This is a genomic window from Pelorhabdus rhamnosifermentans (assembly GCF_018835585.1).
Taxonomy (GTDB): domain Bacteria; phylum Bacillota; class Negativicutes; order UMGS1260; family UMGS1260; genus Pelorhabdus; species Pelorhabdus rhamnosifermentans.
The window spans coordinates 1-241 of record NZ_JAHGVE010000178.1 but is presented as its reverse complement, the minus strand read 5'-3'; the positions used below and the strand labels follow the sequence as shown (position 1 = coordinate 241).

Below are 241 nucleotides of genomic sequence, written 5' to 3'. Positions count from 1 at the left end.
GCCCGCGCGGCAAGCCTGCGGCATCGAGCAACGCTTCGGCCTTCTTCGGCGCGAATTCGTAGCGCGGAATCCCGGGATTGTGGAATTGCTTCAGCGCCGGGCTGATCGCGGCTGGTGCGCTCTGTGTCCATCCGTAGAAAACGATGCGGTTGATCGCGTCGCGGTCCACCGCGTGCGCGACGGCACGCCGGACCTCCGGCTTGGCGAAGTAGGGGTTGGCGAGGTTGAACTCGAGCCGGTA

1 protein-coding gene is annotated in these 241 nt (G+C 66.0%); it reads right to left on the bottom strand.

Features of this window, described 5'->3' with window-relative positions; translation table 11 throughout:
- A partial coding sequence (locus Ga0466249_RS26265; protein WP_246589071.1) for an ABC transporter substrate-binding protein occupies positions 1 to 241 on the bottom strand: 241 nt, incomplete at both ends.